This is a genomic window from Pseudomonas sp. W2I6 (genome assembly GCF_030815935.1).
GTDB lineage: Bacteria > Pseudomonadota > Gammaproteobacteria > Pseudomonadales > Pseudomonadaceae > Aquipseudomonas.
Window position 1 is genome coordinate 750,943 of the sequence record NZ_JAUSXJ010000001.1, and the last position, 20,033, is coordinate 770,975.

At 59.2% G+C, this 20,033-nt stretch carries 24 protein-coding genes; 12 read left to right on the top strand and 12 right to left on the bottom strand.

The window, feature by feature from the left end; genetic code table 11:
• Window positions 1–258: 258 nt before the first annotated feature.
• Window positions 259–1,593, top strand: a complete 1,335-nt coding sequence (locus tag QF039_RS03615; protein WP_003210703.1) for an OprO/OprP family phosphate-selective porin — start codon at window positions 259–261, stop codon at window positions 1,591–1,593.
• Between the two features lie 34 nt (window positions 1,594–1,627).
• On the opposite strand, the gene QF039_RS03620 is transcribed toward QF039_RS03615, so the two are convergent.
• Window positions 1,628–1,783, bottom strand: a complete 156-nt coding sequence (locus QF039_RS03620; protein ID WP_157222855.1) for a hypothetical protein — start codon at window positions 1,781–1,783, stop codon at window positions 1,628–1,630.
• Window positions 1,784–1,822: 39 nt separating this feature from the next.
• On the opposite strand from QF039_RS03620, the gene QF039_RS03625 reads away from it, so the two are divergent.
• The 3 genes from QF039_RS03625 to QF039_RS03635 all read left to right on the top strand — a co-directional run bounded on the left by QF039_RS03625 (window position 1,823) and on the right by QF039_RS03635 (window position 3,531).
• Entirely contained in the window at window positions 1,823–2,947 is a 1,125-nt protein-coding gene (locus QF039_RS03625) for a GNAT family N-acetyltransferase (RefSeq protein ID WP_307516989.1), read from the top strand.
• Between the two features lie 79 nt (window positions 2,948–3,026).
• On the top strand, window positions 3,027–3,305 hold the full coding sequence (locus QF039_RS03630) for a BrnT family toxin (protein WP_177050393.1): 279 nt from the start codon (window positions 3,027–3,029) through the stop codon (window positions 3,303–3,305).
• Complete coding sequence (locus QF039_RS03635) at window positions 3,283–3,531, top strand: BrnA antitoxin family protein (RefSeq protein ID WP_003210705.1); 249 nt, start codon at window positions 3,283–3,285, stop codon at window positions 3,529–3,531. The genes QF039_RS03630 and QF039_RS03635 overlap by 23 nt, the downstream gene beginning before the upstream one ends.
• A 61-nt stretch (window positions 3,532–3,592) precedes the next feature.
• On the opposite strand, the gene aqpZ is transcribed toward QF039_RS03635, so the two are convergent.
• From aqpZ to QF039_RS03660, 5 genes are all read right to left on the bottom strand, one after another.
• Window positions 3,593–4,291, bottom strand: coding sequence for an aquaporin Z (aqpZ, locus tag QF039_RS03640; RefSeq protein WP_008437990.1), 699 nt, complete (start codon window positions 4,289–4,291; stop codon window positions 3,593–3,595).
• A gap of 179 nt (window positions 4,292–4,470) precedes the next feature.
• Window positions 4,471–6,303: an ABC transporter ATP-binding protein gene (locus tag QF039_RS03645; RefSeq protein ID WP_003210707.1), complete on the bottom strand. Its 1,833-nt coding sequence runs from the start codon at window positions 6,301–6,303 to the stop codon at window positions 4,471–4,473.
• Window positions 6,304–6,386: 83 nt separating this feature from the next.
• The gene (locus QF039_RS03650; protein ID WP_003210708.1) at window positions 6,387–6,950 is read right to left on the bottom strand and encodes a peptidylprolyl isomerase A; all 564 of its coding nucleotides are present in this window, start codon (window positions 6,948–6,950) and stop codon (window positions 6,387–6,389) included.
• A 3-nt stretch (window positions 6,951–6,953) separates the two neighbouring features.
• On the bottom strand, window positions 6,954–7,757 hold the full coding sequence (locus QF039_RS03655) for an alpha/beta fold hydrolase (protein ID WP_307516997.1): 804 nt from the start codon (window positions 7,755–7,757) through the stop codon (window positions 6,954–6,956).
• A gap of 13 nt (window positions 7,758–7,770) precedes the next feature.
• Window positions 7,771–8,694: a LysR family transcriptional regulator gene (locus QF039_RS03660; RefSeq protein ID WP_003210710.1), complete on the bottom strand. Its 924-nt coding sequence runs from the start codon at window positions 8,692–8,694 to the stop codon at window positions 7,771–7,773.
• 49 nt (window positions 8,695–8,743) lie between these two features.
• Between QF039_RS03660 and QF039_RS03665 the strand changes: the two genes are divergently transcribed.
• From QF039_RS03665 to QF039_RS03675, 3 genes are all read left to right on the top strand, one after another.
• The gene (locus tag QF039_RS03665; protein WP_032899698.1) at window positions 8,744–9,058 is read left to right on the top strand and encodes a hypothetical protein; all 315 of its coding nucleotides are present in this window, start codon (window positions 8,744–8,746) and stop codon (window positions 9,056–9,058) included.
• Window positions 9,059–9,209: 151 nt separating this feature from the next.
• Window positions 9,210–9,809 (top strand): FMN-dependent NADH-azoreductase, encoded by a 600-nt coding sequence (locus QF039_RS03670; protein WP_102605389.1) that lies wholly within the window; start codon window positions 9,210–9,212, stop codon window positions 9,807–9,809.
• A gap of 203 nt (window positions 9,810–10,012) precedes the next feature.
• On the top strand, window positions 10,013–10,894 hold the full coding sequence (locus tag QF039_RS03675; RefSeq protein WP_177066782.1) for a carboxylate/amino acid/amine transporter: 882 nt from the start codon (window positions 10,013–10,015) through the stop codon (window positions 10,892–10,894).
• Here QF039_RS03675 and QF039_RS03680 read toward each other — a convergent pair.
• Window positions 10,839–11,744, bottom strand: a complete 906-nt coding sequence (locus tag QF039_RS03680; RefSeq protein WP_177040345.1) for a LysR family transcriptional regulator — start codon at window positions 11,742–11,744, stop codon at window positions 10,839–10,841. The two genes, QF039_RS03675 and QF039_RS03680, sit on opposite strands and share 56 nt — an antisense overlap.
• A 153-nt stretch (window positions 11,745–11,897) precedes the next feature.
• Between QF039_RS03680 and QF039_RS03685 the strand changes: the two genes are divergently transcribed.
• The gene (locus QF039_RS03685; RefSeq protein ID WP_307517006.1) at window positions 11,898–12,542 is read left to right on the top strand and encodes a hydrolase; all 645 of its coding nucleotides are present in this window, start codon (window positions 11,898–11,900) and stop codon (window positions 12,540–12,542) included.
• A 51-nt stretch (window positions 12,543–12,593) separates the two neighbouring features.
• On the opposite strand, the gene QF039_RS03690 is transcribed toward QF039_RS03685, so the two are convergent.
• Window positions 12,594–13,892, bottom strand: a complete 1,299-nt coding sequence (locus tag QF039_RS03690) for a mechanosensitive ion channel family protein (protein WP_003210716.1) — start codon at window positions 13,890–13,892, stop codon at window positions 12,594–12,596.
• A 193-nt stretch (window positions 13,893–14,085) separates the two neighbouring features.
• On the opposite strand from QF039_RS03690, the gene QF039_RS03695 reads away from it, so the two are divergent.
• Window positions 14,086–15,432, top strand: coding sequence for a DEAD/DEAH box helicase (locus tag QF039_RS03695; protein ID WP_063034035.1), 1,347 nt, complete (start codon window positions 14,086–14,088; stop codon window positions 15,430–15,432).
• A 46-nt stretch (window positions 15,433–15,478) separates the two neighbouring features.
• On the opposite strand, the gene QF039_RS03700 is transcribed toward QF039_RS03695, so the two are convergent.
• Entirely contained in the window at window positions 15,479–15,754 is a 276-nt protein-coding gene (locus QF039_RS03700; protein ID WP_102368338.1) for a hypothetical protein, read from the bottom strand.
• 154 nt (window positions 15,755–15,908) lie between these two features.
• On the opposite strand from QF039_RS03700, the gene QF039_RS03705 reads away from it, so the two are divergent.
• Window positions 15,909–16,298, top strand: a complete 390-nt coding sequence (locus QF039_RS03705) for a hypothetical protein (protein ID WP_003210719.1) — start codon at window positions 15,909–15,911, stop codon at window positions 16,296–16,298.
• Between the two features lie 3 nt (window positions 16,299–16,301).
• Here the strand turns inward: QF039_RS03705 and QF039_RS03710 are convergent, their stop codons facing one another.
• The 3 genes from QF039_RS03710 to QF039_RS03720 form a co-directional block, all read right to left on the bottom strand.
• Window positions 16,302–17,168, bottom strand: a complete 867-nt coding sequence (locus QF039_RS03710) for a DUF6279 family lipoprotein (protein ID WP_003210720.1) — start codon at window positions 17,166–17,168, stop codon at window positions 16,302–16,304.
• A 66-nt stretch (window positions 17,169–17,234) separates the two neighbouring features.
• Window positions 17,235–17,960 carry a TorF family putative porin gene (locus QF039_RS03715; RefSeq protein WP_003210721.1) on the bottom strand — a complete coding sequence of 242 codons (726 nt, stop codon included), beginning with the start codon at window positions 17,958–17,960 and terminating at the stop codon, window positions 17,235–17,237.
• 208 nt (window positions 17,961–18,168) lie between these two features.
• Window positions 18,169–18,348 carry a hypothetical protein gene (locus QF039_RS03720; RefSeq protein ID WP_003210722.1) on the bottom strand — a complete coding sequence of 60 codons (180 nt, stop codon included), beginning with the start codon at window positions 18,346–18,348 and terminating at the stop codon, window positions 18,169–18,171.
• 323 nt (window positions 18,349–18,671) lie between these two features.
• On the opposite strand from QF039_RS03720, the gene QF039_RS03725 reads away from it, so the two are divergent.
• Entirely contained in the window at window positions 18,672–19,508 is an 837-nt protein-coding gene (locus QF039_RS03725; protein ID WP_008438162.1) for a S1 RNA-binding domain-containing protein, read from the top strand.
• Window positions 19,509–19,561: 53 nt separating this feature from the next.
• The gene (locus QF039_RS03730; RefSeq protein WP_177035913.1) at window positions 19,562–19,969 is read left to right on the top strand and encodes a DUF2177 family protein; all 408 of its coding nucleotides are present in this window, start codon (window positions 19,562–19,564) and stop codon (window positions 19,967–19,969) included.
• Window positions 19,970–20,033 lie beyond the last annotated feature (64 nt).

Below are 20,033 nucleotides of genomic sequence, written 5' to 3' on the forward strand. Positions count from 1 at the left end.
AAAAATATTTCATTTTTCTCGGGTGTTTTTACATTTTGTATCATCTGCCATTTTCACCAGTTTTCAGAGCTGGAGCCTTGATTTCCGTAGGCTCTTGCTTATTTCGAATGGCTATTAAAAAGTTCCCGAGTAACAAAATCTTTATGTTCCGGCAACCCAGCTGAAATATCCCCTCGCCAAGATCGCCCCCCCAACACCAGCGGCTCTAAACCGCGTGTTTTACCAATGCACAAGACCATCAATTAGGGGAATTCTTCGATGATCCGCAAGCACTTCGCCGGTTTCGCGGCCAGCGCCTTGGCCCTGGCCGTCACCGCCCAGGCTTTCGCCGGTACTGTCACTACTGACGGTGCCGATATCGTTGTCAAAACCAAGGGCGGCCTTGAGGTTGCAACCACCGACCAGAATTTCAGCTTCAAGCTGGGTGGTCGTTTGCAGGCCGACTACGGCACGTTTGATGGATTTTACACCAAGAATGGCAACTCGGCTGACGCCACATACTTCCGACGTGCCTACCTCGAATTGGGCGGCACGGTGTACAAGGACTGGAAATACCAGATCAACTACGACTTTTCCCACAACTCCGGCAATGCCGATGATGGCTACTTCGACGAAGCGTCCTTCTCGTACGTAGGCTTCAAGCCAGTGGTGATCCGCGCGGGTCGTTTCGACCAGGACTTCGGCCTGGAAAAAGCCACCAGTTCCAAATGGGTGACCGCCATCGAGCGTAACCTCGGTTATGAAGTCGCCGACTGGATCAACTCCCACGAGAACGGCATGGGCCTGCAGGTCAGCGCCGTGGTGGCTGACATGGCCTACCTGTCCTCCAGCGTGTCGTCCAAGGACATCAACGACAAGGACGGCAAAGGCGTGAAGCAGTTCAACGGCCGTGCCGTGTTTGCGCCGATGCACGACAGCGGCAACGTCTTGCACCTGGGTGTGGACGTGGCGGTGCGTGACCTGAAGGACACCTCGTTCGACTCGCGGATCCGTCCTCGCCTGGACGCCCGTGGCGTTGCCACCAACGGCGGTAACGATGCCGGGGCCAACGGCAACCGTGCGACCTTCGGCGGCGGTGTAGGGCTGGACTCCGGCAACCTGACCGCGAACGACGCCTACGACACCGACACGGTGTTCGGCGGCGAATTTGCCTTCGCCCGCGGTCCGCTGTCCCTGCAGGCCGAATACCTGAACCGCAAGATGAAGGCCGACAGCAGCGCTTATCAGGATGTGAAGGCCACGGGTTTCTACGGCCAGGTGGCCTACACGCTGACCGGCGAGTCCCGGGTCTACAAACTCGACGGCGCCAAGTTCGACACCATCAAGCCGCAGAACAAGCAGTTCGGTGCGTGGGAAGTGTTCTACCGCTACGACAACATCAGCGTTGACGACAAAAACGTAGTGCGTAACAGCGCGACCCGTGAAGTGGGTGACGCCAAGGCAAGCCTGAACACCATCGGTGTCAACTGGTACGCCAACGAAGCGGTGAAGGTGTCTGCCAACTACCTCAAGGTCAGCACTGACAAGATCCAGAACGCCAATGGCGACGACAGCGGCGACGCCATCGTGGCCCGCGTGCAATACGTGTTCTAGGCAACCTGTAATACCGCTCCAAAGCGCTCTTTCTTCATCCGTCAAAGCGCTCCTCATTTGGTTTGCCCCGCCGTTTGGCGGGGCTTTTTTTTGCGCCGTGTCCTGTAGGCGCGAGCTTGCTCGCGAAGAACCCGAGATCACCGCGTTCTGTCAGAATGGTCGCGTTGTCGTTAACGATCATCGCGAGCACGCTCGCTCCTACACAAAGCCGTGACCGTCGGGGAATGGGATGCCGTTACAACGTTTGAATAACCTGTCCGAGATTGCGCCCGATGAATGGAACGCGTTGGTCCCCGTCGATCAGCCGTTTCTGCGCCATGCGTTCCTCAGTGCCCTGGAAGACAGCGCCAGCATCGGCCCGCACTCCGGCTGGCAGCCCGAGCATTTGCTGCACTATGAAGGTGGACGGCTGATTGCCGCGTTGCCCAGCTATCGCAAATGGCATTCCTATGGCGAGTACGTGTTCGACCACGGTTGGGCCGATGCCTGCGAGCGGGCGGGCATCGACTACTACCCGAAATTGCTGACGGCCGTGCCCTTCAGCCCGGTCAGCGGCCCGCGCCTGTTGGCCGCCAGCGCCGAGGACGGTTTCGAATTGCTTAAAAGCCTGCCCGGTTACCTGGAAATCGAAGGCCTTTCCAGCGCCCATATCAACTTTACCGACGCCCTGGCGGACACCGCACTGGCCCGGCAGCCGGGTTGGCTGCAACGCCTGGGCTGCCAGTTTCATTGGCAAAACCGCGGCTACCGAGACTTCCAGGACTTTCTCGACGCGCTGAGTTCGCGCAAGCGCAAACAGATGCGCAAGGAGCGCGAGCAAGTGGCGGGGCAGGGCATCGAGTTCGAGTGGCTGCAAGGTCATGAGTTGAGCGAGGCGCAGTGGGATTTTGTCTACGCCTGTTACGCCAATACCTACGCCATACGCCGACAATCGCCGTACCTGACCCGGGCGTTTTTCAGTCTGCTGGCCGAGCGCATGCCCGAGGCGATTCGCGTGGTGCTGGCCAAGCAAGGCTCACGGCCGGTGGCCATGGCCTTCAGCCTGATCGGCGGTGACAGTTTTTATGGGCGTTACTGGGGCTGCCTGGCCGAGTTCGACCGGCTGCATTTCGAGACTTGCTTCTACCAAGGCATGGATTACGCGATTGCCCATGGCCTGCAGCGTTTCGACGCCGGCGCCCAGGGCGAGCACAAGTTGATTCGCGGGTTTGAGCCGGTGATCACGCACTCCTGGCATTACCTGCGACACCCGGGATTGAAGACCGCCGTGGCGGATTTCCTGGAGCGCGAAAGCGTGGGGATCCTGGCATATGCCGAGGAGGCGAGGGCAGCCCTGCCTTATCGGCAGGGCTGAACCACTGATCGGTTGACAGGTGCCGAGGGCGGGAGCACTTCGCTATAGTGTATGTACAAAAGTAAATACAGGATGCACCATGCGTTTTGAGTGGGATGAATCCAAAAACCAAATAAACATCCGCAAGCACGGCATAGACTTCAACGACGTATCGGATATTTTTCAACATCCAATATTGTCACAACGTGATACTCGAACGGATTATGACGAAGAACGCTGGGTCAGCATTGGCTGGATAAAATTACTGGTAGGTGTAGTTGTATACACCGAGAGGCGGGGTGACGTAATTCGCATTATTTCCGCCCGAAAAGCAACCAAACAGGAGGCCAAATACTATGTCGAAAGCATCGAAAACTGACTGGGAGCGCCTGGCTAAGATGGACGATCGGGAGATCGATACCAGCGACATCCCCGAGTTGGGAGAAGACTTCTTCCGTCGTGCCGAATTGCGTGTGCCGGTCAAGCAGGCAGTTACTATCCGTCTGGATGCTGACGTTCTTGAGTGGTTCAAGGGGCAAGGGACTGGCTATCAGACGCGCATCAATCAGTTGCTGCGCCAGTATATGCAGGCACATCAAGGCTGATAGCTGATAGAGCACTGGCGAGGGCAGCCCTGCCTTACCGGCAGGGCTGAACCCGTTTGGCTCAGGCGGTTTTTTCCGCGCCCAGCCATCGATAGGTAATGCCGCCGACCACTGCACCGAGGATCGGCGCCAGCCAGAACATCCACAACTGCTGGAGCGCCCAACCGCCGACGATCAGCGCCGGGCCGGTACTGCGGGCCGGGTTGACCGAGGTGTTGGTGACCGGGATCGAGATCAGGTGGATCAGCGTCAGCGCCAGGCCAATGGCAATGGGCGCAAAGCCCGTCGGCACACGGCGGTCGGTGGCGCCGAGGATGATCAGCACGAACATCGCCGTCATCACCAGCTCGCACACAAACCCCGCTGCCATCGAATAACCACCGGGTGAGTGCTCGCCGTAGCCGTTGCTGGCCAGGCCCGAAGCCAGTTCGAACCCCGGCTTGCCGCTGGCTATGAAGTACAACAATGCAGCGGCAACGACGCCGCCGATTACCTGGGACACGATGTACGCCGGTAACTCCCTGGCCGGAAATCTTCCGCCCACTACCAGCCCCACCGACACTGCAGGGTTCAGGTGACAACCGCTGATGTGCCCGATGGCAAATGCCATGGTCAGCACCGTGAGCCCGAACGCCAGGGCCACACCGAGCACACCGATCCCGACCGGGGACGATGCGGCCAGTACCGCACTGCCGCAGCCACCCAACACCAGCCAAAACGTACCCAGTCCTTCCGTAACGGAACGTTTGAACAGTGACATGAACACATCCTTAATAGATTGCTCTATCTGATTAACGGGTCTGTGATGCATCCCTGCTGCCTTAAATCAGGGCCCTCCTGGGGCCTGATTGGAGTACAGCAGGATTGTGTCGCAAGACCAGCGGGATAGAGAAAACTGTCAGAATTGTTCGGAATTGAGGTTGCAGTTAACCAACGGAATCAGTCTATTCCGACGAAGCCACCGGTCTGGTGTTGCCACAATCGCGCATACAAACCGCCGTGTGCGAGCAATTCGGCATGGCTGCCGGTCTCGGCGATCTGGCCTTTTTCCAGCACCACCAGCCTGTCCATTCTGGCAATGGTGGACAGCCGGTGGGCGATGGCGATTACCGTCTTGCCCTGCATCAGGGTTTCCAGGCTTTCCTGGATCGCCGCTTCGACTTCCGAATCCAGCGCGGAGGTGGCTTCGTCCATGATCAGGATCGGCGCGTCCTTGAGCAGTACCCGGGCGATGGCGATGCGCTGGCGTTGCCCGCCGGAGAGTTTCACCCCGCGTTCGCCTACGTGGGCGTCGAGGCCGGTGCGGCCCTCGGCGTCCGACAGCAATGGGATGAACTCGTCGGCGCGGGCCTTGTGCACGGCGGCCCAAAGCTCTTCGTCGGTGGCGTCCGGCTTGCCATACAGCAAGTTGTCGCGGATCGAGCGGTGCAGCAGCGAGGTGTCCTGGGTGATCATGCCGATCTGTTCGCGCAAGGTTTCCTGGGCGACGTCGGCGATGTTCTGGCCGTCGATCAGGATACGGCCGCCTTGCAGGTCGTACAGGCGCAACAGCAGGTTGACCAGGGTGGATTTGCCCGCGCCGGACGGACCGATCAGGCCGATCTTTTCACCCGGTTTAATCGCCAGGTTCAAGCCGCTGATGATCCCGCTCTTCTTGCCGTAGTGGAAATCCACCTGATCGAACCGCACCTCGCCATGGGGCACTTCCAGGCGCGGGGCATTTTCCCGGTCGGTCACTGCCAGCGGCTGGGCGATGGTTTTCAGGCCGTCCTGGACCATGCCGATGTTTTCGAAAATGCCGTTGACCACCCACATGATCCAGCCGGACATGTTGACGATACGAATCACCAGGCCGGTGGCCAGGGCGATGGCGCCCACCGAAATCAGGGATTGGGTCCACAGCCACAGGGCAAGGCCGGTGGTGGTGACAATCAGCAGGCCGTTCATGGTGGTAATCACGATGTCCATGCTGGTCACGACGCGGCTGGCCAGCTGGGTTTTCTCGGTCTGCTCGACAATGGCTTCCCTGGCGTAGTTCTGCTCGAAATTCGTATGAGCGAACAGCTTCAAGGTGGTGATGTTGGTGTAGCCGTCGACGATCCGCCCCATCAGTTTTGAGCGTGCCTCGGAGGAGATGACCGAGCGCTCCTTGACCCGTGGCACGAAGTACCGCAGGGCGAGGCTGTAGGCGACGATCCAGGTGATCAGCGGAATCATCAGGCGCCAGTCGGCTTCGGCGAACAGCACCAGGGCGCTGATGGCGTAGATCGCCACGTGCCAGATCGCGTCCACGGCGGCCACTGCGGAGTCGCGCAGGGAGTTGCCGGTTTGCATGATGCGCTGGGCAATGCGCCCGGCGAAATCGTTCTGGAAGAAGTTCAGGCTCTGTTTGAGCACATAGCTGTGGTTTTGCCAGCGGATCAGGCTGGTCATGCCGGGGCTGATGGTCTGGTGCACCAGCAGGTCATGCAGGGCGCCGAAGATCGGGCGCAACAGCAGGGCGACCACGGCCATCCAGATCAGCTCGGTGGCGTGGATCTGGAAGAAGTTGGCGGGCGGCGTGCCCTGGGCCAGGTCGATGATGCGGCTCAGGTAGCTGAACAGCGCCACTTCGATCAGCGCGCCGATCAGGCCCACCACCAGCAAGGCGGCAAAGCTTGGCCATACCTGGCGCAGGTAATAGACGTAGAAGGGTAGGACTTTGTCTGGAGGGGCCGCGCTGGGAGGTTCGCGGAAGATGTCGATCAGTTGTTCAAAACGACGATAGAGCATTAGGTCTGACGCCCGCGCGGCGGGCTCTCCTGTTCAAATGCGCGCGACGCCTTGCGGGCCCCGCGCGAAACTCCCTGTAGCCTTCAGTCGATGCGCTTGGCCGACTTGATCAGGACAGGATCGATTGGCACGTTCTGCATGCCCTGTTTGGTGGTGGTCTGCGAGTTGACGATGATGTCGACCACGTCCATGCCCTTGACCACTTTGGCGAACACCGCGTAACCGGCATCACGGCCCGGGTCGAGGAAGGCATTGTCCGCAACGTTGATGAAGAATTGGCTGGTGGCGGAGTTCGGGTCGTTGGTACGCGCCATCGACAGGGTGCCGCGCACGTTATGCAGGCCGTTGCTGGCTTCGTTCTTGATCGGTGCTTCGGTCGGCTTTTGCGACATTTGCTGGGTAAAACCACCGCCCTGCACCATGAAACCCGGGATTACCCGGTGAAAAATGGTGTTGGTGTAGAAGCCCTTGTCGACATAGGCCAGGAAGTTCTTGGTACTGATCGGGGCCTTGACCGGGTCCAGTTCGATCTCGATGTCGCCATTGGTGGTGGTGATCAATACGTGGGGTGCCTTGGCGGGTTCGGCCGCCATCAGGTTGGCAGCGAACAGTACAGAACCGGCAAAGAAGGCGATTTTTTTCAGCATGGGTCAGTGATCCTGGGTTGTGGTTTCGACTGTCTTGAGAAAATCGAGCAGGGTGTTGTTGAAGCGTTCGGGTTGGTCCAGCGGCGTGGCATGGCGGGAATCCTCGATCACCACCAGCCGCGCATCGGGCAGCAGTTTTACATAGATTTCTTTCTGCGCCACGGGGGTGTAGTCGTGGTCGGCGCTGATGACCAGGGTTGGACAGGAGATTTTCGAAAGTTGTTCCTGTACGCCCCAGCCAACAATCGCATCGAAGCTGGCGAGGTAAGCACGTTTGTCGTTTTTTGCCCAGCGTTCGGCCATCTTGCGCCGCAGTTCGGCCTGTTCGGGCTTGGGAAACAGCAGGCTGCCCAGGGCCTTGCCGATAGTGTTCAGGCTGAGGATGCGCGCCAGGCTCCAGCGCTTGGCCCACTGCCAATAGTCGCTGGCGCTGCGAACCTTGACCTGGGGCGCACTGTTGACGATGCACAGGCTCTTGAGCATTTGCGGCTCATCCACTGCCAGTTGAAAGGCGATCATGCCGCCCATGGACAGGCCGACCACGTGGGCCGGCGGCAAATGCAGGTGTTCGATCAAGGCCACCAGGTCGGCGGTGAAGCCGGCGATGCTGTAGCGCTCACGGGGTTTGTCGGAGCGGCCGTGACCGCGCACATCCACCATTACCAGGCGATAGTGTTGGGACAGCACGGGCACTTGCAGTTCCCAGTCCAGGCAACTGGAGCCCAGGCCGTGGATCAGGATCAGCGGCGCGCCGTGGCCATATTCCTCGTAATGCAGGGTGCAACCTTCATGTTCGAAATAGGCCACGTGAACTCCTTGTTCAGGCTTGCTGCGGTGCGGCGAATGGCGCGTCCAGTGGTGCAGTGTCGAAGGTGCGCAGCAACTCGACGAGAATCTGCGTGGCCGGGCCCAGGGGTTTGTCCTTGTTCGAGTAAAGATAGAAGGTCGGGTTGCGGCTGCCACCCCGTTCCAGGGGCAGTAGCTTGAGCAGGCCTTCCTTGAGTTCGCGTTCGATCAGGTGTCGCGGCAGCCAGGCGAAGCCCAGGCCGCTGCTGACGAAGGTGGCGGCGGTGGGCAGGCTGCCGACGGTCCAGCGCTGCTCGGCGCCGAGCCAGCCGACGTCCCGTGGCTGCTGGCGGCCGGAGTCGCGGATCACCACCTGCATGTGGCTTTCCAGATCCTGGAAGCTCAGTTCGCGGTGCAATTGATGCAGCGGATGTTCGGGGTGGGCCACGGCGACAAATTCGACGTCGCTCATTTCCGTACCGAGGTAACCGGGAATGATGAACCCGCTGATGGCGAGGTCGGCCATGCCGTCCATCAACAGCTCTTCGACGCCGGACAACACCTCTTCGCGCAAACGCACCCGGCAGCCACGGCTTTGCGGCATAAAGGCAGTGAGGGCGCGCACCAGGCGGGCGTTGGGGTAAGCGGCATCGACCACCAACCGCACCTCGGCTTCCCAGCCTTGTTCCATATGGTGGGCCAGGTCTTCCAGTTGGCTGGCGTTTTTCACCAGTTGCCGGGAGCGGCGCAGCAGCACTTCACCGGCTTCGGTGAGCACGGCCTTGCGCCCGTCAATGCGCAGCAGCGGCACGCCGAGCTGATCCTGCATGCGGGCCACGGTGTAGCTCACCGAGGATTGCGAGCGGTGCAGCGCTTCGGCCGCCTGGGCGAAGCCGCCATGGTCGACCACGGCTTGCAAGGTGCGCCATTGATCAAGGGTAACGCGGGGCGCTTTCAAGATGAGCTCCTCTTGTCCTAAGCTGGCGGTCCTTATTGGAGACTGCCGAATGAGAAAATTCTGTTGTGTGCTGCTGGCGTTGCTGCCGTTGAGTGCGTTTGCATTCAGTACCGATGTGACGAAAGACATTCAGGGCGTGAAGATCGATTACAGCGCGTCAGACGTCGACAGCAATATCAGTTCGATCCAACTCACCAACTACGGCCCCAATGACGCGGAGTGCAAGGTACGCTTTACCAATGGTCCGGAAGCCCCGCGTACGCGCAAGGTCACGGTCGCGGCAGGGAAAACCACCAACACCACGGCCAATTTCAGCCGTGCCATCATCAAGATGCGTATCCAGCTGACCTGCGCACCGAAATAAGGCAAAAGCGGAGCTTGCGTACAGCAATACTCCGCTTATAAACAAATTTCTAGATGGGTTATAGCAGTTTTTTACGCTTTTTAATCGAACGGACCCTGTCTAACCTTCACTCCATCGCCTTACAGCATTCACCGATGGAGCTTACATAATCATGGCCCGTGTTCTGATCATCGAAAGCAGTGCCCGTCAGCAGGATTCAATCTCCCGCCAGATGACCCAACAATTCATCAGCCAATGGAAAGTCGCCCATCCGGCTGATCAGATCACCGTACGAGACCTCGCCATCAACCCGGTTCCGCACCTGGATGCCAATCTGTTGGGCGGCTGGATGAAACCTGCCGAACAGCGCAGCACGCTCGAACAGGCTTCCCTGGATCGCTCCAACGAACTGACCGATGAGCTGCTGGCCGCCGATGTGTTGGTGATGGCCGCGCCGATGTACAACTTCGCGATTCCCAGCACCCTCAAAGCCTGGCTCGACCATGTGCTGCGTGCCGGTGTGACCTTCAAGTACACCGCCACCGGCCCCCAGGGCCTGTTGACCGACAAGCGTGCCTTTGTGCTGACCGCCCGCGGCGGCATCCACGCCGGTGGCAGCACCGACCACCAGGAACCGTACCTGCGTCAGGTCATGGGCTTTATCGGCATCCATGACGTCACGTTCATTCATGCCGAAGGGGTGAACCTGGGCGGTGATTTCCAGGAGAAGGGCTTGAACCAGGCCAAGGCGTTGTTGGCGCAAGTGGCGTGAGATGTTAATCGTCAGATAATCGCCCGCTGTTTAGATAGCTCCACGCAACCCTTCAAGTACGCGTATCGAACCTCCCTTTGCACTTTTTGCTCCTGAGTGCTCCCGCCCGACTGACGCTTTTAGCGAGGTCGGGTTTTTTTTGCCTTGAGTTTCGTAACGTGCGGAAAACCGCTAATGTCGCGCCCATTCAAAATGAGGCGAGCATGGGCTATCTACTTGTTGTGACGCTGATCCAGGCGTTTTCCTTCAGCTTGATCGGCGAATACCTGGCCGGTCACGTCGACAGTTATTTCGCGGTGCTGGTGCGTGTACTGTTGGCCGGGCTGGTGTTTATCCCGCTGACCCGCTGGCGCTCGGTGGAGCCGGCGTTCATGCGCGGCATGCTGTTGATCGGCGCACTGCAGTTCGGCGTGACCTACGTGTGCCTGTACCTGAGCTTTCGCGTACTGACGGTGCCGGAGGTGTTGCTGTTCACCATCCTGACACCGTTGCACGTGACCCTGATCGAAGACGCCCTGAACCGCCGCTTCAACCCGTGGGCGCTGGTGGCCGCACTGGTGGCGGTGGCGGGGGCAGCGGTGATTCGCTTCGACCAGATCACCCCGAACTTCTTCATGGGCTTCCTGCTGCTGCAACTGGCCAACTTCACCTACGCCGCCGGGCAGGTGCTTTATAAGCATCTGGTGGCCCGTCATCCAAGTGATCTGCCGCATTACCGGCGCTTTGGCTACTTCTACCTCGGCGCGTTGGCGGTGGCGTTGCCGGCGTTCCTGATGTTCGGCAAGGCCAACTTCCTGCCGGAAGCGCCGTTGCAATGGGGCGTGCTGGTATTCCTCGGGCTGGTCAGCACGGCACTGGGCATGTACTGGTGGAACAAGGGCGCGTGCATGGTCAACGGTGGCACATTGGCGGTGATGAACAACCTGCATGTGCCGGTGGGGTTGTTGCTGAACTTGCTGATCTGGAATCAGCATGAACCGTTGGGCAGGTTGCTGCTGGGCGGCTTGGTGATTCTCGGGGCGGTGTGGATCAGCCGGCTGGGCCTGCGGTCGTCGGTGCCAATTGCGTCAGCAAAAAATCAATGAATGCGCGGGTCTTTTGCGGCACGCGTCGCGCTGACGAATAAACCGCATTGATGGTGATTGCCGGCGCCTGCCATTCGCAGAGCACCGGCACCAGGCGCCCGGCGCTCAGGGCGTCTTCGACGATAAAGTCCGGCAACAGCGCGATGCCCATCCCGGCCTCTGCCGCCTGGGCCAGCAGGTCGCCGTTGTTGGCGTGCAGAGGGCCGGTAACGTTGACCCGCTGGGTTTCCTGGCCCTTGCTCAGTTGCAGGCTGACGCCGCTTTGCAGATACCCATAATTGAGGCATTGGTGGTGGCGCAGGTCTTGCGGGGTCTGCGGTGTGCCCGCGCGTGCCAGGTAGGCTGGCGCAGCCACCATGATCCGTGGCGCAGGTGCCAACTGGCGGGCGATCATCGTTGAGTCGGGCATGCTGGCGATGCGGATAGTCACGTCGAAACCACCGCGTACCGGGTCGACCTGTTGGTCGCTGAGCACCAGTTGCAGTTCGATATGTGGATGCTGTTCATGGAACAGCGGAATCAATCTTCCCAGGCGATGCAGTCCGAACGACATCGGCGCATTGACCCGCAACACTCCCCGTAACTCCCCGATGCCGTCTCTAGCCCGCTGTTCGGCCTCGTCCAGGGCGGCCAGTACTTCACGCGCCGCTTCAAAATACTCGGCCCCAGCCTCCGTCAAATGCAGGCTGCGGGTGGTGCGCTGAAGCAGTTGCACGCCTATGGCTTCTTCCAGCGCCTGAATCTGTTTGCTGACTTTTGAGCGCGGTACGTCCATGGCTCGCGCGGCAGCCGCAAAGCCGTTCTCGCCGACGGTGACGACAAACGCGCGCATGCATTCAATGCGATCCATGATTGTCCCTTTTTTAGAATCAATGATTCTCGATTTTAGGTAATTGTCTCGATTTTATCCAGCCCGTAAAGTTACTTCCAAGCCGCCAGCAAAGCTTCACAGCGGCGCTGAACGCACCCCTTACCGAATCGAAAACATTAAAAGGAAGTCACCATGTCTATTCGCGAATTGCTCAACCCAACCAACTCCACCCTGATCCTGATCGACCACCAGCCACAGATGGCCTTTGGCGTGCAGTCGATCGATCGCCAGACCCTGAAGAACAACACGGTGGCGCTGGCCAAGGCGGCCAAGATCTTCGATGTGCCGACCATCCTGACCTCGGTTGAGACCAAGAGCTTCAGCGGCTATATCTGGCCGGAGCTGTTGAATGTGTTCCCGGACCAGCAGCCGATTGAGCGCACGTCGATGAACTCCTGGGAAGACAAGGCGCTGGTGGCCGCGGTGAAGGCCACCGGGCGCAAGAAGCTGATCATGGCGGCCCTGTGGACCGAGGTGTGCCTGAACTTTCCGGCCCTGGAAGCCCTGGCCGAAGGCTACGAGGTGTACATCGTCACCGACGCCTCCGGCGGCACCAGCAAAGAAGCGCATGACATGTCGGTGCAACGGATGATTCAGGCGGGCGCGGTACCGGTCACCTGGCAGCAAGTGCTGTTGGAATACCAGCGTGACTGGGCTCACAAGGAAACCTACGACGCGGTGATGGGCCTGGTACAGGAGCACAGCGGCGCTTACGGCATGGGCGTGGATTACGCCTACACCATGGTTCACGGCGCGCCGCAGCGTCAGGTCAAGTAAGGTCCAACGCAAAAAAAAACGGCACAACGCGGGTTGTGCCGTTTTTTGTTGTTACATCACTGCCTTTTCCGCCGGGGGCAGGTGACTGGCCCCCAGCACCGCCGGCAACATCCCCGCCCGCAAGTCACCGCCGCTGGGCTGCTGGTACAGGCTCAAGCCAAATTCCGGCAGCACCGCCAGCAGGTAATCGAAGATATCGCCCTGGATCCGCTCGTAGTCGGCCCACGCGGTGGTGCGGGTGAAGCAGTAGATCTCCAGCGGAATGCCCTGGGCGGTGGTCTGCATCTGCCGCACCATGCAGGTCATGTTCGGCTGGATCTCCGGATGGCTTTTCAGATAGGCCAAGGCATACGCGCGGAACGTGCCGATATTGGTCATGCGTCGGCGGTTGGCGGACATCGCCGCGACGTTGCCCTGGGCTTCGTTCCAGGCCTTGAGCTCGGCCTTCTTGCGGCTCATGTAGTCGGTCAGCAGGTGTACCTGGGTGAGCTTCAGCTCTTCGTCGTCGCGGATGAAACGCACGCCGCTGGCGTCGATATACAGGCTGCGCTTGATCCGCCGGCCACCGGAGGCCTGCATGCCGCGCCAGTTCTTGAACGACTCGGACATCAGGCGCCAGGTGGGAATCGAGACGATGGTCTTGTCGAAGTTCTGCACTTTGACGGTGTGCAGGGTGATGTCGACCACGTCACCGTCGGCGCCGACCTGGGGCATTTCGATCCAGTCGCCGACCCGCAGCATGTCGTTGCTGGTCAGTTGCACACTGGCGACGAACGACAGCAGGGTGTCCTTATAGACCAACAAAATCACCGCCGACATTGCACCCAGACCGGAAAGCAGCAGCAGTGGCGAGCGGTCGATCAGCGTGGCGACGATGATGATTGCGCCAAACACGAACAGCACCATCTTCGCCAACTGCACATAGCCCTTGATCGAGCGGGTGCGGGCGTGTTCGGTGCGGGCATAGATGTCCAGCAGGGCGTTGAGCAGTGCACTGATCGCCAGCACCATGAACAGAATGGTGAACGCCAGGGCGACATTGCCGATGAACAGGGTGGCGGTCTTGCTCAGGTCCGGCACCAGGTACAGGCCGAACTGGATCACCAGTGACGGCGTCATCTGTGCCAGGCGATGGAAGACTTTGTTGTGCCGCAGGTCATTGAGCCAGTGCAGCGCGGGTTGCCGGCCCAGCAGCTTGACGGCGTGAAGGATGAGGTACCGGGCCACTCGTCCGAGCAGCAATGCCACTACCAGCAACACCATCAGCGCGAGGCTGGAATGCAGCAGCGGGTGTTCGTCGAGGGTGCCCCAAAGGTCTTTGACGTTGAGCCAGAGCTGTTTGATATCCATGGGTAAACGCGATTCTTCTGTAAGACGTGACGGGCCGATTAGAGCATTTAAGTACGTCAAAGTTGTGGTTGTGGACAAATCCCCTGACAAAAAAGCGCCTGATTAACCCAGTTCGCGTAAAGAAACTCGGCCTGAGCGCCCGAAACCGTTACCCTATGCAGCTGTTTTTTTGTATTTCTTCGAGGTAGCACCCGTGTTTTCCCAATTCGCCCTGCACGAACGCCTGCTCAAAGCCGTGGCCGAGCTTAAATTTGTCGAGCCAACGCCTGTGCAAGCAGCGGCCATCCCGCTCGCGCTCGAAGGGCGTGACCTGCGGGTGACGGCTCAAACCGGGAGTGGCAAGACTGCCGCTTTCGTCCTGCCGATCCTTAACCGTCTGATCGGCCCGGCGAAAGTCCGTGTCAGCATCAAGACCCTGATCCTGCTGCCGACCCGCGAACTGGCCCAGCAGACCTTGAAGGAAGTGGAGCGCTTCTCGCAGTTCACTTTCATCAAGTCCGGCCTGATCACCGGCGGCGAAGACTTCAAGGTCCAGGCCGCCATGCTGCGCAAGGTGCCGGACATCCTGATCGGCACCCCGGGCCGGATGATCGAACAACTGAACGCCGGCAACCTGGACCTCAAGGAAGTTGAAGTCCTGGTGCTCGACGAAGCCGACCGCATGCTCGACATGGGCTTTGCCGACGACGTGCAGCGCCTGGTGCAAGAGTGCGTCAACCGCCAGCAGACCATGCTGTTCTCGGCCACCACCGGTGGTTCGACCCTGCGCGACATGGTCGCCAAGGTCCTGAACAACCCTGAGCACCTGCAGGTCAACAACGTCAGCGACCTGAACTCGACCACCCGTCAGCAGATCATCACTGCTGACCACAACGTGCACAAAGAGCAGATCCTCAACTGGTTGCTGGCCAACGAGACCTATCAGAAGGCTATCGTGTTCACCAACACCCGGGCCATGGCCGACCGCATCTACGGTCGCCTGGTGGCTCAGGAGTACAAGGCGTTCGTCCTGCACGGTGAGAAAGACCAGAAGGACCGCAAGCTGGCCATCGACCGCCTCAAGCAAGGCGGCGTGAAGATCCTGGTCGCCACCGACGTTGCCGCCCGCGGCCTGGATGTTGACGGCCTGGACATGGTGATCAACTTTGATATGCCCCGCAGCGGCGACGAATACGTGCACCGTATCGGTCGTACCGGGCGTGCCGGCAACGATGGCCTGGCGATCTCGCTGATCTGCCATGGCGACTGGAACCTGATGTCGAGCATCGAGCGCTACTTGAAGCAGTCGTTCGAGCGCCGCACCATCAAGGAAGTCAAAGGCACCTACGGCGGGCCGAAGAAGGTCAAGGCATCGGGCAAGGCCGTTGGCGTGAAGAAGAAAAAGGTCGACGCCAAGGGCGACAAGAAGAAGGCCGGTGCCAAGTCGCCGACCAAGCGCAAGATTGCCAACCGTCCAAAGACCGACAACCTGTCGTTGGTCAGCAAGGACGGCATGGCGCCTCTGAAGCGCCGCAAGCCGGAAGCACCGGCTGCCGAGTAAAGCTTGAGCCATAAAAAAACCGGACAATGTCCGGTTTTTTTTCGCCTCAGTTTTTAGTTTTGTCGGTCGCCTCATTGAGTTCCGTGAGGCGCTGGTCGATCAGTTGGCACTTGTCGGGCAGGTCTGCGCTGGCGGTTTCCAGCTTCATGTTCTGCAGTTCTTCGTTGATCTCCTTGGCCTTCTCTGGATTCTGTTGGGTGAGCTCGGTCACCTTCTTGGCCAGTTGCTCACGTTTGGCGGTGGCTTCTTCCGGCGTGCAGGCCCAGGCGGGCAGGGCGGCAAGCAGCGTGGCGGCGACGGCCATATTCAGCAGGGTTTTCATGATTCGGACCTCCATGGCGGTGATGAACGGTTGAGGGCCGTGAGCACTGAAAAGTTCAGCGAAATCGCGTCCGTCCGCTAGGCTGAACGGACGACGGGTCCGGCATGTCACACCTTTGAAGGGCCTATTTCGTGTGCCTTCAGGAGGAATCAGGATGACGACTTACGATTGGGATTTGATCGAACGACTGTTGCATGAGGTACAGAACGGTGGCGCCAGCTTCGCCCCACGCAAATACGCCGAGGAAGAAGCGACTAAAAGGGCCGCCGCCGGAGAGCCCATCGGTAATCTCGATGAGTTTAAAAAGCTCGCGGCGGATTACGAGGCGTTGTTGTTCAAGCACGGCTTTATTGAGTCGCGGTCAGAGGAAGAGTGCGGCAATGGTGAGAACTTCAAATTGACCCAGCGCGGCTCACAGTTGCTGAGCCTGATCGACAGCTGTATCCCCGGTGATAATCACCCGCGTCAGGTGCTGGACGAGCAGGCGGATGCGCTGGATCCGGCGACGTTTGATGAACTGGCTTCCAAACCACAGATTGCCTGATGACTACGGGGTGCCAGCCTTCAGGCATTTAAGGGCCTTGAAGTCGCTGCGCACCTTGTCGATCTTTTGTGTCAGCTTCTGGCGTTGTTGCACGGTGCTTTCCGCCATCAGGTCGACGATCAGGCTGCGGGCAGCGGCTTCGGTCTGGGCGTAGGCCTGGCGATATTCCGGCGTCCACAGGCTTTCGCGGTTCACCAGCAGTTGCTCGATCTTCTGTGGGAAATCGCTGCTGTGGCGGTCTTTGACGGCTGCGATAAATAGTGTTTGCCAGTGGGCGCGGTTGCCAATCCATTGTTGGTTCTGCTCACCCAAGGCGATCGACCAGGCGGTGACGCGATTCTGCTGGCTGGCACTTAACGGCCCGAGCCACGCATCGAGGCGCTTGTTCATGCGCTCGGCGCGTTCCTTGATCTGCTGCTCGAGGGGCGGTTTCAGGTATTCGTCCTGACGCTTGCGCAGGTCCTTGGCGAACGCTTGCTCCATATCCTGTACTTGCTGGTCGTCCAGCCCCTGCAGTAGCTCGACGGCGGACGGCGTGATCGCCCGGGCGCTCTCGGCAATGGCTTGTTTGGCTTCGGCGGTACGGGTTTGCAGGGCGGCGTCGGTCACCTGGTTGGTGTCGACCATCTGTTGCAGGCGATCGAGCCAGTCCAGGTAGCCCGGCAATTGTGTGGTGCAATGCCAGGCCAGGTGTTCCTTGAGTGTGTCGTTGAACCAGCTCTTCTGCCCGGCGTTCATTTCCAGGTAGTCGCTGAGGGTCCAGGGGATGATCACATCCAGATTGCGATAGGCCAGGCCCACCCGATTGCAGCCGGCAAGCACCAGGCTGAGGGTCAGCAACATCACCAGAAATTTTAACCGACGCAGCATGAGCGAGTCCTTGCGCAGACGAGAGTATTGCATCTGAACCCGTCAGGGCGGCGACAGTTCAGCCCATCAATAAAACGCCCGCTCGGCCTTCAGGGTCAACAGCCCGTCGCATTGCGAGTTGTGTCCGGAGTAGGCCGAGCAATCGCCGCCGCTGAGGCTGGAGTCGCTGTAGATCAGGTTCAGGTCGACGCCCATCCATGGCCTGGAAAATTGTACCGACCAGTCGCTGAAGCTGCGGATCGAGCTGCCATCGGCCACCGAGACCGGGGTGCCGAGCTGGTGGGTGGTGTATTTCATGCTGACGCCGATGCCGAACGGCTTGGTGCCGCCGAGGTCGGCGAACAGGGTGCTGTCCTGCCGGTCCGGGTCGTTGCTGAAGGAGGCGCCGAAGCGATTGCCCAGCAAGGTCAGGCCGCCGTAGAACTCCTGGCTGTCGAGGGGGCTCAGCTTGGGATAGCTGTAGTGAATCATCCCCAGTTCATAACCCAGGGTCTGGTCGAAGGGGCGTTTGAAACCCAGGTAGGAGTCGACTTCCAGGTTGCTGGTCGGGGAAATGCCCATGCTCGGTGAGAATTGGCCGAGGTACAGGCCGCTGCCGTGGCTCAGGTCCAGGCCGCCATGGAACGAGTCGCTCCCGGGCGCCGTGGGCTTTACCAGGCCTTGAGCCATGCTTCGGCTGGGTGTCGTGCCCAATTTCAGGTCGAAATCACCCAATTCACGCTGGAAAACCTGCGCTTCGGCGAGGGGGCTGGCCAACAGGGCACCGGCCAGGAATATGCAGGATTTGAGCATGCTTCACTCCATGAAAAGCGAGGAGCAGTAACGGGAAATATCAGGCAAATGCCCGATCTAGACGTGTGCAAGCATACCGGCGATGGTTCGCAGATGAGGCCCGTTCGTCGATTGGCGTAATAAAGGGGTGTATCAGAGGGTAGTGCGGGCTCTAGTCCTAGCGCCTTGAAAGGCAAAGCGCATAGGGACCAGGTGTAATGCGCGAGTCTTACTTTTTACCCAGGGTGATCTGCTTGGACGGGCCGAAAGTCTGGCCGCTTACGCCTTTGGCAATCTGCTGGATTTCGCCGCCCTGCTTGAGGAATGCAGCAATTTGGCTGTTGATCGATTCGCTGGTTTCAACGGCGGGAGCTGGCTTTGCTTTGCTGTTGGATGCTTTTACGCGCATGGCGGCCACTAACCTGTAGAGAATTAACTTGGCCATGCATCGTACATGAAATGCTTGACAATTGCTTGGCAAATATCCCCCTGAAATATACGCAGGGTTTATGATTCGCCTGGATTATTAAGTGAAATACTCACCTAACTTGCTGTTTTAACTCGAAACCCTCGAGGAAATCCGGCCGTGGGTACTGGCTGGATTCAGCCCGATGACCTGACGAGCGGGGCGCTTCTCGGCAAACCCATGATTTTTCAGGCCTGTACGCCGGTACGCGGGACCGCCGTCGTCAACTCGGGTAGAATGCCGCCCACGCAATGAGGGTATTTGAGATGGCTTTAGTCGGGCGCTACAACAGCTTGCAAGTGGTTAAACACACTAACTTTGGTTTGTACCTGGATGGTGATCAAGAGGGCGAAATCCTCTTGCCCAACCGATATATCCCCAAAGATATTCCCAGTGAAGATGAAGACTGGCTCAACGTTTTCATTTATCTGGACAGCGATGACAAACTTATCGCGACCACCGAAAAACCAAAAGTACAGGTGGGTGAATTTGCCAGTCTGAAAGTGGTTGAAGTCAACAGTATCGGTGTATTCCTCGATTGGGGCCTGCCCAAGGATCTGCTGCTGCCTTACTCCGAAGAAAAGCGCCAGCTGACCGCCGGTGAGTATTGCGTGGTACACGTCTACCTCGACAAACACACCAAGCGCATCACCGCCACCGCACGCCTTGACCGCTACCTGGACAAGACCCCGGCCACCTACAAGGTCGGCCAGGAAGTTGACTTGCTGGTAGCCGAAGCCACCGACATGGGCTTCAAGGCCATTATCAACAACAAGCACTGGGGCCTGATCCACAAGAACGAAGTGTTCAAGTTCCTGCGCCCGGGCAAGGAAGAGAAAGGCTTCATCAAGGAAATCCGCGCCGACGGCAATATCAGCCTGAGCCTGCAGCCTGTGGGTGAAGAAGCGGCCTCCAGCCTGAACTCGAAGATCCTCGCCAAGTTGCGCGACAACAACGGCACCTTGCCGGTCAGCGATAAAAGCGACCCGGCACTGATCAGCAGTTTGTTCGGTGTCAGCAAAGGCAACTTCAAGAAGGCCATCGGCGCCCTCTACAAGCAGGGTCAGATTGTGATCCACGCGGATCGCATTGAACTAAGCTGATCGTGGTTTGCTCTTCTGTAGGAGCACGCTTGCTCCTGCAGAAGGCCGCCTCAATGTCCAGAAAAACGCTTTTCGCCTACCTCGGTACGTTGCTTGCCTTTCTGATTCTTGACGGCCTGTGGCTCGGTGTCCTCATGGGCCCGACCTACAAAGCGCTGCTCGGCCCGTTGATGCTTGATCAGCCGCGCCTGTTCCCAGCCGTGGCGTTCTATCTCCTCTATGTATTCGGTTGTGTGGTGCTTGTCGTCCTGCCTGCGTTGGCGAGCGGCGGCTGGCAGCGTGCCGCGCGGCTTGGTGCACTCCTGGGATTGGTAGCCTACGGCACCTATGACCTGAGCAATTGGGCAACCCTGCAGGGCTGGTCCGCCGGTTTGGCCTTCATGGACATCGCCTGGGGCACCTTCCTGACTGCCGTTTGCTGCACCGTGGGCTATCAATGTGCGCGCAGGGTGCACAATTGATTGTGTACAGGATTGCCCTGCACCATCGCTGAGCGAATCACCACCGTTCAATCGTCTCTACGCC